The sequence below is a fragment of the Sphingosinicella sp. genome (assembly GCF_041916975.1).
Lineage (GTDB): Bacteria > Pseudomonadota > Alphaproteobacteria > Sphingomonadales > Sphingomonadaceae > Sphingosinicella.
Genome location: NZ_JAYRYK010000001.1, coordinates 425,617 through 441,438 on the forward strand (window position 1 = coordinate 425,617; position 15,822 = coordinate 441,438).

Here is a 15,822-nt window from a genome sequence, read left to right on the forward strand (position 1 = left end):
TCACTGAAGAGGGAGTGAATTCCTCGTTTCGCAAACGAAAAGAGCGGACCCGCCGGGCCCGCCCTTTCCGCTCGTCTCTCGTGAAGCGATCAGAACTCGAACTTTACGCCCACACGAATCTGGTAGAGCGACTGCTTCGCCTGATTCTGCACAGTGATGTTCGGCTCGGAGAAGCCCGAGTAGCGATACTGTGCGCAGGTCTGGCTGGAGGCCGTATTCGCAACGCCTGCCGTTCCCGTCGGCGTCGCAACCGCCAGGCACTGCACGTTGACCGTGGCCGACTGGTAGGCAAACGCCACCTGGCGCTGCACGCCCCAGTCGTTGTTGATCATGTTCAGCACGTTCTCGATGTCCGCGAACAGCTTCACACGGCTCGATCCCACGAAGGTCGGCACTTCCTGTTCGAGATGCAGGTCGACCTTCCAGAAGCTGGGCGAACGCTGTGTGTTCTTCGAGATGATGCTGCCGCGATACTTCGAGAGGCCGTTCTCGTCGATGAAGGTGTTGAACGCTGCCTCGGTCGCCGCGCTGTCGAAGCTGACGAGCGGATCGCTCGCCGTCGGCACATAGAGCAGGTAGCGCGTGTTGGTACCGTTGGTGCCGAACACGGGCGAACGGCCGGTCGAGGTGTCGCGCATCGTCAGGCTGTACGGACGGCCGGTACGATACTCGCCGAACAGCGCGAAGCGGGTTTTATAGTCCCCGAAGAACGCGTGTTCGTAGTCCACCGAGAACTTCAGCGAATGCTTCACTTCGTAGATCGACGTGCCGTAGTCCGCGACGTTCGGGTCCGCCATCGTGGCGTTGCCGTAAAGCGAGCCCGCAGTCGCAGACGTGATCGGGTTCACGTCCTTGATATCCTGGAACGTGTAGCTCACGCTCGTCGTCAGGCCGAAATCCCATGCCTTTTCGACGCGGCCCACCGCGATGATCGAGCGGCCCTTGCTCGTCGAGGCGAGCACCAGATCCTGGTTGGTCTGGTTGGTATCGCCGGGCAGGATGCCGACCGACGTGCGGCCATAGCGCGGGCGCCCGTCCGGCAGCGTGCCGATCACGACCGAGCGCGCATCGTAATATGTATTGGCGTGGGCGGTCTTACCGTAAACGAGGTCGGCGCCCAGAAGCCAGCCGTCGCCGAGCGCCCCGAAATCGGCATCATAGTTCGCCGAAAGCGTCGCGCGCCATTGCGCCGGAAGCTCGTAGTCCGGGTGGATGGCGTTGACCGGCGCCGCTGCGAGCGATGCGGTATTGGTTTGGAGATAGTCGAGCACCAGCGGATCGAAGGCAGACGGGTCCACCCCGTTCAGTGCCGCCGCGCAAAGCGCCGCTGCAGTCGGCCCCGCCGGAACGTCACAACCGTCCGTGGACGTATTGCGACGGATATCGATGGCGTTCGTCAGCTGGCCCGTATTGGAAAAGCTGTTCGACAGGAACACGTCCGGCGCACCGCCCGCGAACTTGCCGACACCGCCGCGCAGCACGAAGCGGTTCGTCGGCTGCCAGTCGAAGCCGACCCGCGGCTGGAACACGCCCATGCCCTTGAAGGTCTTCGTGTTTGAAAAGCCGGTGCGGGCAAGGAAGTTTTCGTTGAACGGCACCCTGCTGTTGCTGCCCTGCAGGTCGTAGCGCGCGCCGATCGAAAGCTGCAGCGTGTCGGTCGCGTGCCAGTCGTCCTGCAGACCGAACGTATAGGTCTGCGTGCTGAACCGGGCCGCTGCATCGGCCACGTCGCCGCTCGGCACGGCACCCGCAAGGCGGACGCGATTCGCGATTCCAGCTTCGAAGTCGGTGATCGAGTCGAAGTAATATTCGCCGTTCGCGCGCTGCAGGAACAGGTTGAAGACATCGACATCGGTGTAGCCGACAAGGAACTTGAAGCTGTGCGCCCCGGCCTCCAGCCGCGCCGTCAGGTCGATGGAGAGGTTCTCGGTGTTGAGCTGGTTCGCATGGCGGCTCACGTCCGGGCCAAAATACACGATCGGCTGGGACGTCGACGTGTTGCCGCAAGACGTGCGATCATTGCCCGTCCCCGCTGTGATGGACGTTTCATCAAGGCAGACACCAATCTGACCGAAGCTCGTGTCGCCGAACGGCGTCTGTCCGCGGTTGTAATCGCGGTAGGCAGCCCGGAATTCGGTCGAAAAAGCGTCGGACCACTGCGAGTTGAGCTGGAACGTGCCCGAATTGACCTCTTCGGTCAGCTCATAGCCGTTCGAACGGTAGCCGAAGGTCGGCCCCGTGTTCGACGTGTTCATGTTCTGACTGAACTGCTGGTTACCCTCGTTGCGGATGTAGGTGAGCGAGACGCGGTGGTCGTCGGTGACGTTCCAGTCCAGCTTCGCCGTCATCTTCTCGTCGGTTTCGCTGGCGCCCTGGAACACGCCGAGCGTGTCGTAGCCGTAAACCGACTGCGCGATCGCCGAGACGCGATCGACCGCCGTCTGCGACAGACGCGGAATCTCCGTCGCAAAGCCCATGCCGGCGGGGCCTTCGTCGACCGGATCGCTTTCCTTCAGCTTTTCATAGGCGATGGCGAAGAACAGCTTGTCCTTCACGATCGGTCCCGAAAGGAAGCCGCCGTACTGCTTGGACGTGAAGTCGAGGTTCACCGGGTTGCCGCGGATGCGGTCGCCCGTCAGGCTGTCGTTCGAATAGGTGTAGAAGGCCGAACCGGTGAACCGGTTGGTGCCCGAGCGCAGCACGACGTTGACCGCGCCACCCTGGAAGTCGCCCTCGCTGACGTCATAGGGCGCGATCTTCACGGACATCTGCTCGATCGCGTCGAACGGCACGGGGCCACGCGAAGTCGGCAGGCCGCCGTTGTTGATGCCGAAGTCATCCGAGAACTGGATGCCATCCACCGAGAAGCGGTTGAGACGGCCGTTCTGGCCCGCGATCTCGATCGTGCGCGCGTTGGATGCGTCGATGCTGACGAACGGATCGCGCCGCGCCATGTCGCGGATATCGCGGTTCACCGAAGCGACGCCCTCGATCTCGTTGCGGCCAAGCGTCGTGATCGGACCCTGGCTCTTCGAACCGGCGCCCGAAACCGAAGAGGCGGTGACGGTGATGATCTCGGTGGCGTTGAGTTCGATGGGAAGGCGGAAGGGCTGACCGGCCGTGAGGAAGACGTCGGTGACCTGCGCGGTTTCGAAGCCGGGCGCCGTCACCTCAACCGTGAACGGGCCGCCGATGCGCAGGCCCGATGCGGAGAAGCTGCCGTCCGCACTGGTCGTCGCGCGGGCGACGGTGCCGGAGGGCGTGTGCGTGATCAGGACATCGGCACCGGCAACGGGTGCACCGGCGGCTTCCACGGTGCCGCGGACGGACGATGTCGTTTCCTGGGCGGACGCGGGTGTGGAGAGAGAGACCACCAACGGCACCGATGCAACACTCGCTGCCAGCAAGATCTTGATCGCACGCATTTCCAGATTTCCCCACTTTCGACGGTCGTTGAATGATCGGTTGTGCGGGGAGGACCACACCTCGCACACCCCTTCTTCGGGCCGCTTAGGTGTGCTTTGTTACAGAATTTCTGCGGGAGCAAGGCAAGATTGCGATTCAATTGCTGCATCGCAGCGTGTGGCTTTTTCAGCACATATCAACCACGTGGGTACGCAAAAAAACGGCGGCACGAGGCCGCCGTTTGAAACAATAATGCCCGTCTGCCGGAATTAGGCGGCGTCGCCCGAGACCTTCTCCTTGGACTTCTTGGCGAAGACCTTGACCGGCTCCTTGCTGCCCCCAACCACATCCTTGTCGATGCGGACCTCGTCGACATCGTCGAAGCTCGGCAGGTCGAACATGGTATCGAGCAGGATACCTTCCATGATCGAGCGGAGGCCGCGTGCGCCGGTCTTGCGCTCGATGGCCCGCTTGGCGATCGCCAGCAGCGCGTCGTCGGTGAACGCGAGCTTCACGTTCTCCATCTCGAACAGCTTCTGATACTGCTTCACGAGCGCGTTCTTCGGCTCGGTGAGGATCTGGATCAGCGCCTTCTCGTCGAGGTCTTCCAGTGTCGCGATCACCGGCAGACGGCCAACGAACTCCGGAATCAAGCCGAATTTCAGCAGGTCCTCCGGCTCGCAGTTCTTCAGAACCTCGCCCGTGCGGCGTTCGTCCGGCGCGGCGACATAAGCGCCGAAGCCGATCGACTTGCCCTGCAGACGGTCCGCGATGATCCGTTCGAGGCCCGCGAAAGCGCCGCCACAGATGAACAGGATGTTCGTCGTGTCGACCTGCAGGAACTCCTGCTGCGGGTGCTTGCGGCCGCCCTGCGGCGGAACACTCGCGGTCGTGCCTTCCATGATCTTCAGGAGCGCCTGCTGCACGCCCTCGCCCGAAACATCGCGCGTGATCGAGGGATTGTCGGCCTTGCGGCTGATCTTGTCGATCTCGTCGATGTAGACGATGCCGCGCTGCGCGCGCTCGACGTTGTAGTCGCTCGCCTGCAGCAGCTTCAGGATGATGTTCTCGACGTCCTCGCCGACGTAGCCCGCCTCGGTGAGCGTCGTCGCATCGGCCATCGTGAATGGCACGTCGAAGGTCTTGGCGAGCGTCTGCGCGAGCAGCGTCTTGCCGCAGCCGGTGGGGCCGACGAGCAGGATGTTCGACTTCGCCAGCTCGATCTCGGAGCCCTTGGCGCCGTTGTTGAGCCTCTTGTAGTGGTTGTGCACCGCGACCGAGAGCACACGCTTCGCCTGCGCCTGTCCGATCACGTAGTCATCGAGGACGTCGCAGATCTCGCGCGGCGTCGGCACGCTGCCATCGCTTTTCTTGGCGAGCGCACCCTTGGTTTCCTCGCGGATGATGTCGTTGCAGAGTTCGACGCATTCATCGCAGATGAACACCGTCGGTCCGGCGATCAGCTTCCTGACCTCGTGCTGACTCTTCCCGCAGAAAGAGCAGTAGAGCGTGTTCTTGGAATCGCCGCCGCCGCTGAGCTTGGTCATAAAACGCCTCTTCCGGCCTCCGCGCCGGTTCCTAGTCCGCCTGCCATCCTAGCGCGCACACACGCCGCTTCAATGGTCAATGCGGTCACATTCCCGAAATATATAGCGCCGCCTTGCTCAACGGAACGTGAACGGGCGGGCCGTATCTTCACGCCGCCTTGGCTTCCTCGTCGGCGGGCGACGGGCGTGTTTCGAACACATCATCGATCAGGCCGAAAGCCTTGGCCTCTTCCGCCGACATGAACTTGTCGCGCTCCACCGCGGACTCGATCGTTTCGACCGGCTGCTTGGTGTATTTCGCCATCAATTCGTTCATGCGCGAGCGAATGCGCAGGATTTCACGGGCCTGAATCTCGATGTCGGTCGCCTGCCCCTGAGCGCCGCCAGAGGGTTGGTGGACCATGATCCGCGCGTTCGTCATGGCCATCCGCATTCCCGGCTCTCCGGCCGCGAGGAGAAAAGCCCCCATCGAAGCGGCCTGTCCGATGCACACGGTGCCCACGCGCGGGCGGATGTACCGCATCGTATCGTGGATCGCCATGCCCGCCGTGACGACCCCGCCCGGCGAGTTGATGTACATGAAGATGTCCTTCTTCGGGTTTTCCGATTCGAGGAAGAGGAGCTGCGCCGTGATGAGCGACGCCATGTGGTCCTCGACCTGCCCGGTCACGAAGATAATGCGCTCCCGAAGCAGCCGCGAATAGATGTCGAAGCTGCGTTCGCCCCGGTTCGACTGCTCGATGACGATGGGGACGAGAGCGTTCGTGAGGCTGCTGACGGGATCGATCATGAGTGTCCTTCGCGGGCGTTTGTCTGTTCCGATAACGGGATAGGTCGGCACAGGCGCGCCCGCTGTCAAGTGGGCGAAGTGGAGGCGAAGGAAGCCCGGGGGTCGGCATGGCCGCCCCCCGGCATCAGTTCGCTCGGTTCAGGCCTTCGCGGCTTTCTTGGCCGGGGCCTTTTTCGCTGGCTTTTTTTCCGGTTCCGCATCGGCTTCCGCCTTTGCAGCCGTTTTCTTGGCGGCGGGCTTCTTTTCGGCCTTCACCGCATCTTCTTTCGGCGCGGCGTCATCCGCCTTCGCCGTCTTCTTGGCAGCCTTTTTAGGCTTGCCCTCCCCATCCGCATGATCGTGGTCGTGATGGTCATGGCCGCAGCCCGGGCCGTGGACGTGGCCGGTCGGCGTCTCGTCGTCGTCCTCGATCGCCTGCTGAAGGTCCTCGCGGCTGACGCTGCGCTCGGTCAGCTCGGCCTTGCCGAGAAGCACGTCGACGACCTTGTCCTCATAGAGCGGCGCGCGGAGCTGCGCGGCGGCCATGGCGTTCTCCTGGAAATACTTGACGACCTGCTGCTGCTGGCCCGGATAGCGCGCGGCTTCCTGACCAATCAGGCGGTTCATCTCGGCCTGCGTGACGTTCACGCCTTCCTTCTGACCGATTTCGGAGAGGAGCAGGCCAAGACGCACGCGGCGCTCGGCGATGCGGCGATACTCGTCCTTGTCTTTCTCAAGCTCGGCGACCGCGGCGGCGGGGTCCGCCTCGTGGCTCGCCTCGTGCTCCAGCTGCGCCCAGATCTGGCCGAACTCGGCCTCGACCATCGTCGGCGGCACGTCGAAATCGTGGTTCGCCGCGAGGTGATCGAGCAGCTTGCGCTTCAAGTGCGTGCGGGTCATGCCCTGCAGCTCGCCGGAAATCTGGTCCTTCAGGATTTCCTTGAGCTTGTCGAGGCTCTCGAGGCCGAGATTGGTCGCGAGCGTGTCGTCGATCGCGGCTTCCTGCGGCTGGCGCACTTCGGTGACGAGCACGTCGAACACCGCGGGCTTACCCTTGAGGTAGGCGACGTTGTAGTCTTCCGGGAAGCTCACTTCGACCTTCACCTTGTCGTTCGCCTTGGCGCCGACGAGCTGGTCCTCGAAGCCGGGGATGAGGCGGCCGGAGCCGATCTCGATCTGCATCCCCTCGCCCTTGCCGCCTTCGAACTCCTCGCCTTCGACCGAGCCGACAAAGTCCATGACGACGACGTCGCCCTGCTGCGCCTTGTAGGTCTTTGGCGCGGCTTCGAAACGCTTCTGCTGGTCGGCGAAGCGCTTCAGCGCATCTTCGATCTCGGCATCGCTCGGCTCGACGACGAGCTTTTCGAGCGCGATGCCCTCGATGTTCACCGACGTGATTTCCGGGAGCACTTCAAGCTCGACCGTGAACACGACGTCCTTGCCCTGCGCGTAGTCGTCAGCGAGCGCAACCGACGGCTGCATGGCCGGGCGCAGCTTCTTGTCCGCAACGAGCTTCTGCACGCCTTCCTGAACGGCGCTGTTCAGCGCATCGCCGTGCATCGCTTCGCCGTGCATCTTCTTCACGAGGTTCTTCGGAACCTTGCCGGGGCGGAAGCCGGGCATACGAATCTGGCCGGAGACCTGCGTGATCTGGGCGTCGATGCGCGATTCGAGATCCTTCGCCGGGATCGTCACTTCGTACTGGCGCTTCAGGCCTTCGTTCGTCTTCTCGGCAATCTGCATTTCGTCCGTCGGCTTTCGTTCAAGAACCCAAGTATTTGACCAAAGTCTGGTGCGGGCGAAGGGACTCGAACCCCCACGTCTTTCGACACCAGAACCTAAATCTGGCGCGTCTACCAGTTTCGCCACGCCCGCAGGTCCACCAAGGGGTGACCCCGGCGGCTTTGGCGGCGGTCTATACGCACGCCCGCACAAGGTGGCAAGGCTTAGGAGACGGGGGCTTCGCGCACCGCGCCGATCAGGAACTCGATGTTGCCTTCGGGGCCCTTGATCGGGCTTTCTGTGATCCCGAACACACGCCAGCCGGGCAGCGCCGCGAGCCACGCCTCCACCTCGGCGCAGACACGGGCATGTACCGCGGGATCGCGCACGACGCCGCCCTTCCCGACCTCCGCCGGCCCCGCCTCGAACTGCGGCTTGATGAGCGCGACGAGCCGCGCGCCTGCGCCCGCAAATTTCAGCGGTGTGTCCAGCACCTTGGCGAGGCCGATGAAGCTGGCATCACAAACGATGATGTCGATGCTCTCGGGAATCTGCTCCGCCGTCAGATGCCGCGCGTTGGTCTTTTCCAGAACGATGACGCGCGGATCCTGCCGCAGCTTCCACGCCAGCTGGTTGGTGCCCACATCGACCGCATAGACGCGCGCCGCACCGCGTGTGAGCAGCACATCGGTAAAGCCCCCGGTTGAGGAGCCCACATCCATCGCAATCAGCCCCGTGGGATCGATCGCGAAATAGTCGAGGCCCTTTTCCAGCTTGAGCCCGCCGCGCGACACCCACGGATGATCCTTGCCCCGCACAGCGAGCGCCGCGTCGTCGGCCACCATCTCACCCGCCTTGGCAACCTTGCGTTCGCCCACGAACACCAGCCCCGCCATGACAAGCGCCTGCGCCTTCGCCCGGCTCTCCACGAGCCCGCGCGCAACAAGAAGCTGATCAATGCGGGTTTTGGGCATACGATCTCAACGCGCCTTGGGCCGGATCAGCGTCGTCTTGTGAGGCATTCCGGCCTTGTCAAAGGTCGTCCACTCGCCGCACTGCTCTCCGTTCTCGAACCAGCCCGAGCGTAGCTTCGTGCCGTCTTTGCGGAACCACTCCCAAAAGCCGGTCATCTGACCGTCCAGCATCTGTCCGCGCGCCCAGAGGCTGCCATCCTTGTGGTGCTTGACGAACGAAACAGGCTCCGAGGGCACTGTCAGGCCCGCGCGCCCTCGGTTACGTTCGCGCTGTTGTGGCGGAGTGCCGCGAGTACGGTCTTCACGATGCCCACCGCGTCGAGGCCTGCCTCGGCGTATTGCTTCTCGGGGCTGTCCTGCTCCTGGAACACATCCGGCAGGCGCATGGTGCGAATCTTGAGGCCTGCGTCGAGAAGGCCGGTGTCCGACGCCATCGTCAGCACATGCGCGCCGAGACCGCCGATCGCGCCCTCTTCCACCGTCACAACAACCTCGTGCGTGGCGGCAAGCTTGCGGATCAGCGCGTCATCGAGCGGCTTTGCGAAGCGGAGGTCGGCGACTGTCGTCGAGAGCCCCTTGGCGTCCAGCTCGTCGGCCGCCTTCAGCGCCTCGCCGAGACGGGTGCCGAGCGAGAGGATCGCGACCTTGCGGCCTTCGCGAACCACGCGACCCTTGCCGATCTCCAGCCGCTCGGGCGTTTCGGGAAGAGCGAGGCCGACACCGCTGCCGCGCGGATAGCGGAACGCGATCGGACCATCGTCGTGAAGCGCCGCCGTGTGCACCATGTGGACGAGTTCGACCTCGTCCGCCGCCGCCATCACCACCATGTTGGGCAGCGTGGCGAGATAGGTGACGTCGAAGGAGCCCGCGTGCGTGCTCCCGTCCGCACCCACGAGGCCTGCGCGGTCGATCGCGAAGCGTACGGGCAGATTCTGGATCGCGACGTCGTGCACGACCTGATCGTAGGCGCGCTGCAGGAAGGTCGAATAGATCGCGCAGAACGGGCGGTAGCCCTGCGCGGCAAGGCCAGCCGCGAAGGTGACGGCGTGCTGCTCCGCAATGCCCACGTCGAAGCTGCGGTTCGGGAATGTCTGCTGAAACTTGTCGAGGCCGGTGCCCGAGGGCATCGCCGCCGTGATCGCAACAATCTTGTCGTCCCGCTCGGCTTCCGCGATCAGCGCCTTGGCGAACACACCCGTGTAGCTCGGCGGCCCCGCCTTCGCCGGCGCCATCGCACCGGTGATCACGTCGAATTTGGTGACGCCGTGGTACTTGTCCGCCGAGGCTTCGGCAGGCGCGTACCCTTTGCCCTTCTTCGTCACGACATGGATCAGGCATGGGCCTTCGGCCGCATCGCGCACGTTTTCGAGCACCGGCAGCAGGTGATCGAGATTGTGCCCGTCGACCGGCCCCACATAGTAGAAGCCCAGCTCCTCGAAGAGCGTCCCGCCCGTCGCCATGCCGCGCGCGAACTCGTCCGCCTTGCGGAGGCCGGAGTGCAGCGGGCGCGGCATCTTGCGCGCGAGCCGCTTCGCAAGATCGCGCAGGCCAAGGAACTCGCGGCTGGAAATGAGGCGCGCGAGATAGGCGGAAAGTCCGCCCACCGGCGGCGCGATCGACATGTCGTTGTCGTTGAGGATGACGATGAGCCGGTTGCCTGCGGCCTCGGCGTTGTTCATCGCCTCATAGGCCATGCCGGCTGACATGGCGCCGTCGCCGATCACCGCGATCGCCTTGCCCGGCGCACCCGAAAGCTTGTTCGCGACCGCGAAGCCGAGCGCGGCGGAGATCGAGGTCGAGCTGTGCGCCGCGCCGAACGGATCGTATTCGCTCTCGCCGCGCTTGGTGAAGCCCGAAAGCCCGCCGCCCTGTCGGATCGTGCGCATCCGGTCGCGACGGCCGGTGAGGATCTTGTGCGGATAGGCCTGGTGCCCAACGTCCCAGATCAACCGGTCGCGCGGCGTATCGAACACATAGTGGAGCGCCACGGTCAGCTCGACGACGCCGAGCCCGGCGCCAAGGTGGCCGCCCGTCTGGCTCACGGCGTCGATCATCTCCGCGCGCACCTCACCCGCCAGCTGCCGGAGCTGCGAAGGCGCCAGTTTCCGTAAGTCTGCCGGGTCTTTGACCGTGTCGAGCAGCGGCGTGTTCGGCGGGTTGGTCAAGGAATCCCCCAAGTGGAATGTCTTTGTTTCTTAGCCTTGCAGGGCCGTCTTGTCGATTGCGGTGCGGCGGTCAGGCGCAGCTTGCGCAGGTTCCGCGGACTTCCAGCACGGGCTGCACCGGCCTGAAACCGGCCTGACGCGCACGTTCGCGAACGCTTTCGCTCAGCGAATCGTCGTCGAGGTGCGTCGTCCCCCCGCAGCTGTCGCAGACGAGGAAGATGCAGTCGTGGACGCATTCCGGATGTGCGTTGACGATATAGGCGTTCTTCGATTCGACCCGCTTGGCGAGATTCGTCGTCACGAACAGGTCGAGGATGCGGTAAACGCTGTTCGCAGCCACGCGCTTGTCGCGCGCCTTCGAAACCGCCTCCGCGACGTCATAGGCGGAAACCGGGCGATCAAAATCCGCAAGCGCCGCGAACACGCTCGCGCGCATGTCGGTCCACTGCTCGCCCGCTGCCGTTAGCGCGCCGGCAGCAGCCGACGTCAAACTCTGGCCGTGAGGTTCATGATGCTTGTGCTGCGTCGCCATGCCCCGATTATGGGCATCCGCAGCCTTCGCGGCAAGTTCCGCCATGCAGGCAGCGGATGTTGAGCCAGTGCGCCCATGCGACGAACGCCGCGCCGAGCACGGTGAAGCCGAGTTCGGCATGGCCGTGCTGCATCGTCAGCGCGAACGCCATGAAGCCTATGCCGACGAAGCCGAGGGCGATGACCACCCAGCGCCGGTGGCGGAAAACCCCGCGCCCGAGCCCGATCACAGCCAGCGGAATCGCGAGCGCGAGGCCGATCTTGTGGATGTCGTGCTGGAAGAAGCCGGTCGTGCCGACCGAAAGCAGCGCGATCACCAGCGTCGTCGCGAGGCAATGCAGGAGGCACAGCCCCGAAAGGCCGATCGCCGACTTGTCGATCCAGAGGTTGAAGCGGTCCTGCATGGCGCGAGGATATAATGTAACATTATCACATGCGCAAGCACTTAAACGTTGACCATTCCCCGCAACCGAACGTCAACCAGCGCGGCGCTATTGGCCCGTTTGGGCCAGCACAACAACATCATTCAGGATTCGGGTGGTAACCGGCATGAGCAGCGGCATCGTCAGCGTCTATGTTACCTTCGCCACCGCCGAAAACGCGACGCGTCTCGGCCGCCAGATGGTGGAGGAGCGCCTCGCCGCGTGTGTCAACGTGCTCGGCCCCGCGCTTTCCATCTATCGCTGGCAGGGCAAGGTGGAGGAAGCGAACGAGGTCGCCGTTCTCTTCAAGACCACGGCGGGCTGCGCCGAGATCCTCGCGAAACGGCTCACAGAAGTGCACGGATACGAGAACCCGGCCGTCACCGTCTGGCCGATCGAGCACGCCCCCGCACCTTATGTGCAGTGGGTACGCGCGCAGGTACGTTAGGCGGCAACCGCTCCCGGCATCACTGCATCCGTGTAATCGCTGTCGGCGAGCGCGATGAGCTTGCGGTCGTCGTGGTTCCACGGGTGGAAGCCGGGCAGGAAGAACGCGCTCCACGCCGGGATCAGCTTTCGCACCACGCCGGGCCGGCCGAACCAGAACCACAGGATGCGCGCCCAGGCGCCCGGCCCTTCGATACCGTCCTGCTTCAGGAGGAAGAGCATCCCCTGGAAGCGCTTCTTCCAGAATTCCTTGCTGACGAGCAGCATCATGATCGTCTTCACGCGCCAGCGCTGCCAGCGCGACCAATCGCGCGTGGCGTGGAGCCAGGTGTCGTAGGCGACGCCCTTGTGCTCGATCTCCTCGATGGCGTGCCACTTCCACATGGCGACGAGCTCGGGGTCGGCGTCCTTCCAGTAATCGATGTCGCCGAGCATCCGCTGCGCCATGATCGCCGTGTAGTGTTCGAGCGCCATGGTGACGGCGAGGTTCAGGATCTGCGGACGCCCCTTCGTCAGCTCGAGCGATTCGATGACGACGTCCTCAAGGTGTCCGATCTCGTAGCCGGCTTCCGCAACGCGCTTGTTGAACGACACGTGCTCGCGGCTGTGCATCACCTCCTGCTTGATGAAAGCGTTGATCTCGCGCTCCAGCTTGGGCGGCACGCCATCGCGAAACGCGCGGACGCTTTCCACGAAGAACGCCTCACCACGCGGAAACGTCACCGACAGCGCATTGTAGAAAGCCGTTGCAATCGGATCGCCGCGCATCCACCAGCGTGATTGCGTCATCCCTCGCCCAAAGCGTCGGTCTCGGGGGGTGATGGTCAGATCCGCAGGCGTTTTTTCACGGGTCATTGCAGTGCTCCTCGGTGCACAGAATGGGCTTTACTTACACAAATGTCAATACAACGGAAACGACTGAGCCCTGAAGACAGCCGCGCCGCCGCGGTTCAGGCCGCGCGCGCGCTGCTGATCGAAGCCGGGCCGCAGGCCGTGACGCTGAAGGCCGTGGCGGGACGCATCGGGCGCACGCACGCGAACCTGCTGCACCACTTCGGATCGGCGGCCGGCCTGCAGAAGGCGCTCATCGAATCGCTCGCGGAGTCGGTGACGGCGCAGATCGGCGAGGCCGTACTGCGTGCTCGCGCCGAAGGCAGTGACCCGCGCGAGGTGGTCGACCTCACTTTCGACGCGTTCGATCGCGGCGGCGGCGCGCTTGCGAGCTGGATGGTGCTTTCCGGGAACGAAGACGCGCTGAACCCGATCCTGGAGGCGATCCACCGCCTCGTCGACAAGCTCGGCGAAGGCCACGACACGGCCGACGCTCCGATCGAGGAGCAGACGCTGTCGCTTGTGCTCACCGCGCTCGGCAACGCGCTCCTCGGCGGGCCGATGGCGGCCGCGCTCGGCCTCCCCCGCGAAAAGGCGCGGGAGATCGCAGCGAACCAGCTTCGCGCGTCGATCGCGGCGAAGCGGGAAACTAGAACGGAAGCTTGAAGCCCGGCGGCAGCGGCAGCGCCGACTGCATCTTCTGCATTTCCTCGTTGGAGGCCGCGTCCGCCTTCCCGCGCGCATCGTTGAACGCGGCGGCGAGCAGGTCTTCCAGCACTTCCTTGTCGTCCGGCACAAGCAGCGAGGGATCGATATCGATCTTGATGATGCGGCCCTTGGCGCTGGCGCGCACCTTCACCAGGCCGCCGCCCGCAACGCCCATCACCTCGATGGTATCGAGCTTCGCCTGCGCTTTCTGCAGCTCTTCCTGCACGTTCTGCGCGGCCTTCATGATGTCCTGAAGGTTCTTCACTGCGCGCTCCTCGATGATTCGGTTTCGGTTGTATCGCCGATCTCATAGTCGACGAGTTCGGCGTCGGGGAAGACCTCGAACACCGCGCGCACGGCCGGATCGGCCATCACGCGCGCACGCTTCGCCGCCGCCTCAGCCTCGGCCTGCGCCTTGAGGCTCGGCATCCCCGGTGAGGTCGTCAGCGTCACCGTCCAGCGCTCGCCGGTCCATTCCTTCAGGCACGCACCGAGCCGCGAGGCGAAGTCGGCGGGGGCATCCCCGGCGTTGAGTTCGATCGTCGGCGGCGCATAGCGCAAGAGCTGGCAGCGATCATGAAGGATGGTTTCGAGCACGGACTCGTGCCCGTCCTCGAACATCTTCACGAACGCCTTGAAATCACACGGCGCCTCTTTGAATGCCGAGGGCGCAGACGGCGGCGGCGGACGCAGTTCGGTCGGCGCGGATGGCGCACTCCCCTCCCCGCGCGGTTCGGCGAGCAGGCGGCGCACGAGGTCGCCCGGATCGGGCAGCGTCGAGGCGTGGATGATGCGCAGCAGCGCCATCTCCGCCGCCTGCATCGGCATCGGCGCGCTGCGGATTTCCGCGAGGCCCTTCAAGAGAAGCTGCCACAGCCGGTGCAGCACCGGCGCGCCAAGGCTGCCTGCCCAATCCGAAACGGCAGCGCGTTCCTCCTCGGACATCGCCGCATCGGGCGCGCCCGTCACCTGCGTGCGCGTGATGCCGTGAACGAGTTCGAGCAGCGCCTCGAACAGCGCATCGGGGCTGGTGCCGAGCGCATATTGCGCGGCGAGGTTGTCGAGCGCGCCCTTGCCGTCCCCGCCGATCAGCGCCGCCAGCAGCTCGCGCGTGCGGCCGCGATCGGAAAGGCCGAGCATGTCGCGCACGTCCGCGGCCACCACCTTGCCGTGGCCATGCGCGAGCGCCTGATCGAGGATCGAAAGCCCGTCGCGCACCGAGCCTTCGGCGGCGCGCGCGATCAATTGCACGGCCTCACCCTCGATCTCCGCGCCTTCCTTGGCGGCGATGCCGCCGAAGTGCGACGCGAGCAGCTCGGTCGGGATGCGTTTCAGATCGAAGCGCTGGCAGCGCGACAGCACCGTCACCGGCACCTTCTGGATTTCGGTCGTCGCGAAGATGAACTTCACGTGGCTGGGCGGTTCTTCGAGCGTCTTCAGCAGCGCGTTGAAGGCGTTGCGCGACAGCATGTGCACTTCGTCGATGATGTAGATCTTGTAGCGTGCCGAAACCGCCGCATAACGCGCCGCCTCGATGATCTCTCGCACGTCGTCGACGCCCGTGCGCGAGGCGGCGTCCATCTCGATCACGTCGATGTGCCGGGATTCGGAGATCGCGACGCACGGCTCGCAGACGCCGCACGGGCTGATCGTCGCCCCGCCCGTGCCGTCCGGCCCGATGCAATTCAATGACTTTGCAAGCAGCCGCGCGGTCGAGGTCTTGCCGACCCCGCGCACGCCCGTCAGCAGGAAGGCGTGGGCAAGCCGGTCGCTGGCGATGGCGTTCGCCAGCGTCTTCACCATCGCATCCTGCCCGATGAGCGTGTCGAAGCCCTGCGGACGGTATTTGCGCGCAAGGACGCGGTAGGGTTCGGGAATCAGTTCAGACATCGCGCGCAAAGTGGCCGCTGGGCGGCAGGGGCGCAAGGCCGCTTAGGGTCGCCGATGTCGATTGAGGGTGGGAGCCGGAACGACCCGAACGAAAATCGTTACGGCTGCTTCCTTCCGGACCTGACCGGGTTGGCGACGCGTCCGTCCGCCCGACTCCCGGCGCGCATATGGCGCGGGCGGATGCGGAAAGCAAGGGTAGGTGGTTTCAAGAGATACACTCTCATTGCCCACGCTTTCGCCAGATTGAATAGCGATTTCGCATTTATCCGATCTTAGAAATTCCGTTTCAGTATCCGACAATCAAGGGGGCGCCATGTGACTTTCAAAGCTTACTACCGAAAAGACAAGATTCTCGTTTTCCTTATTTTAGCCCTCATCTGGACCGCTCTAGGATTATCTATAACGTTCTCA

Annotated in this window: 14 protein-coding genes, 1 tRNA gene and 1 other RNA gene; 2 read left to right on the forward strand and 14 right to left on the reverse strand. The window is 64.2% G+C overall.

From position 1 onward, the window contains the following. Nucleotides 1-89 precede the first annotated feature (89 nt). From ACE3TJ_RS02110 to ACE3TJ_RS02155, 10 genes are all read right to left on the reverse strand, one after another. Nucleotides 90-3,425 (reverse strand): TonB-dependent receptor domain-containing protein, encoded by a 3,336-nt coding sequence (locus tag ACE3TJ_RS02110; protein ID WP_374593377.1) that lies wholly within the window; start codon nucleotides 3,423-3,425, stop codon nucleotides 90-92. 249 nt (nucleotides 3,426-3,674) lie between these two features. Then, complete coding sequence (gene clpX, locus ACE3TJ_RS02115) at nucleotides 3,675-4,952, reverse strand: ATP-dependent Clp protease ATP-binding subunit ClpX (RefSeq protein WP_374593379.1); 1,278 nt, start codon at nucleotides 4,950-4,952, stop codon at nucleotides 3,675-3,677. Between the two features lie 148 nt (nucleotides 4,953-5,100). After that, complete coding sequence (clpP, locus tag ACE3TJ_RS02120; RefSeq protein ID WP_374593381.1) at nucleotides 5,101-5,742, reverse strand: ATP-dependent Clp endopeptidase proteolytic subunit ClpP; 642 nt, start codon at nucleotides 5,740-5,742, stop codon at nucleotides 5,101-5,103. Nucleotides 5,743-5,880: 138 nt separating this feature from the next. Next, nucleotides 5,881-7,464: a trigger factor gene (gene tig / locus ACE3TJ_RS02125; protein ID WP_374593383.1), complete on the reverse strand. Its 1,584-nt coding sequence runs from the start codon at nucleotides 7,462-7,464 to the stop codon at nucleotides 5,881-5,883. A gap of 47 nt (nucleotides 7,465-7,511) precedes the next feature. Then, nucleotides 7,512-7,596 (reverse strand) — tRNA-Leu (locus ACE3TJ_RS02130). A 71-nt stretch (nucleotides 7,597-7,667) separates the two neighbouring features. Next, on the reverse strand, nucleotides 7,668-8,417 hold the full coding sequence (locus tag ACE3TJ_RS02135) for a TlyA family RNA methyltransferase (RefSeq protein WP_374593386.1): 750 nt from the start codon (nucleotides 8,415-8,417) through the stop codon (nucleotides 7,668-7,670). Between the two features lie 6 nt (nucleotides 8,418-8,423). Further along, the gene (locus tag ACE3TJ_RS02140; protein WP_374593388.1) at nucleotides 8,424-8,654 is read right to left on the reverse strand and encodes a toxin-antitoxin system YwqK family antitoxin; all 231 of its coding nucleotides are present in this window, start codon (nucleotides 8,652-8,654) and stop codon (nucleotides 8,424-8,426) included. A 2-nt stretch (nucleotides 8,655-8,656) separates the two neighbouring features. Next, nucleotides 8,657-10,582 (reverse strand): 1-deoxy-D-xylulose-5-phosphate synthase, encoded by a 1,926-nt coding sequence (dxs, locus tag ACE3TJ_RS02145; RefSeq protein ID WP_374593390.1) that lies wholly within the window; start codon nucleotides 10,580-10,582, stop codon nucleotides 8,657-8,659. A 70-nt stretch (nucleotides 10,583-10,652) separates the two neighbouring features. After that, on the reverse strand, nucleotides 10,653-11,114 hold the full coding sequence (locus ACE3TJ_RS02150; protein WP_374599277.1) for a Fur family transcriptional regulator: 462 nt from the start codon (nucleotides 11,112-11,114) through the stop codon (nucleotides 10,653-10,655). Nucleotides 11,115-11,121: 7 nt separating this feature from the next. After that, a complete protein-coding gene (locus tag ACE3TJ_RS02155; RefSeq protein WP_374593392.1) occupies nucleotides 11,122-11,517 on the reverse strand; it encodes a MerC domain-containing protein in 396 nt (131 codons plus the stop codon). 145 nt (nucleotides 11,518-11,662) lie between these two features. Here ACE3TJ_RS02155 and cutA point away from each other — a divergent pair, with 145 nt between their 5' ends. Beyond that, complete coding sequence (cutA, locus tag ACE3TJ_RS02160) at nucleotides 11,663-11,983, forward strand: divalent-cation tolerance protein CutA (protein WP_374593394.1); 321 nt, start codon at nucleotides 11,663-11,665, stop codon at nucleotides 11,981-11,983. Here cutA and ACE3TJ_RS02165 read toward each other — a convergent pair. Further along, complete coding sequence (locus ACE3TJ_RS02165; RefSeq protein ID WP_374593396.1) at nucleotides 11,980-12,837, reverse strand: metal-dependent hydrolase; 858 nt, start codon at nucleotides 12,835-12,837, stop codon at nucleotides 11,980-11,982. The genes cutA and ACE3TJ_RS02165 overlap by 4 nt on opposite strands. 42 nt (nucleotides 12,838-12,879) lie before the next feature. Between ACE3TJ_RS02165 and ACE3TJ_RS02170 the strand changes: the two genes are divergently transcribed. Further along, nucleotides 12,880-13,479, forward strand: a complete 600-nt coding sequence (locus tag ACE3TJ_RS02170; protein WP_374593398.1) for a TetR/AcrR family transcriptional regulator — start codon at nucleotides 12,880-12,882, stop codon at nucleotides 13,477-13,479. On the opposite strand, the gene ACE3TJ_RS02175 is transcribed toward ACE3TJ_RS02170, so the two are convergent. The 3 genes from ACE3TJ_RS02175 to ffs form a co-directional block, all read right to left on the reverse strand. Beyond that, a complete protein-coding gene (locus tag ACE3TJ_RS02175; protein ID WP_374593400.1) occupies nucleotides 13,463-13,786 on the reverse strand; it encodes a YbaB/EbfC family nucleoid-associated protein in 324 nt (107 codons plus the stop codon). The genes ACE3TJ_RS02170 and ACE3TJ_RS02175 overlap by 17 nt on opposite strands. Next, a complete protein-coding gene (locus ACE3TJ_RS02180) occupies nucleotides 13,783-15,411 on the reverse strand; it encodes a DNA polymerase III subunit gamma/tau (RefSeq protein ID WP_374593402.1) in 1,629 nt (542 codons plus the stop codon). Before ACE3TJ_RS02180 ends, ACE3TJ_RS02175 begins: the two co-directional genes overlap by 4 nt. A 63-nt stretch (nucleotides 15,412-15,474) precedes the next feature. Beyond that, an RNA gene (ffs, locus tag ACE3TJ_RS02185) (signal recognition particle sRNA small type) lies at nucleotides 15,475-15,572 on the reverse strand. Nucleotides 15,573-15,822: the final 250 nt, after the last annotated feature.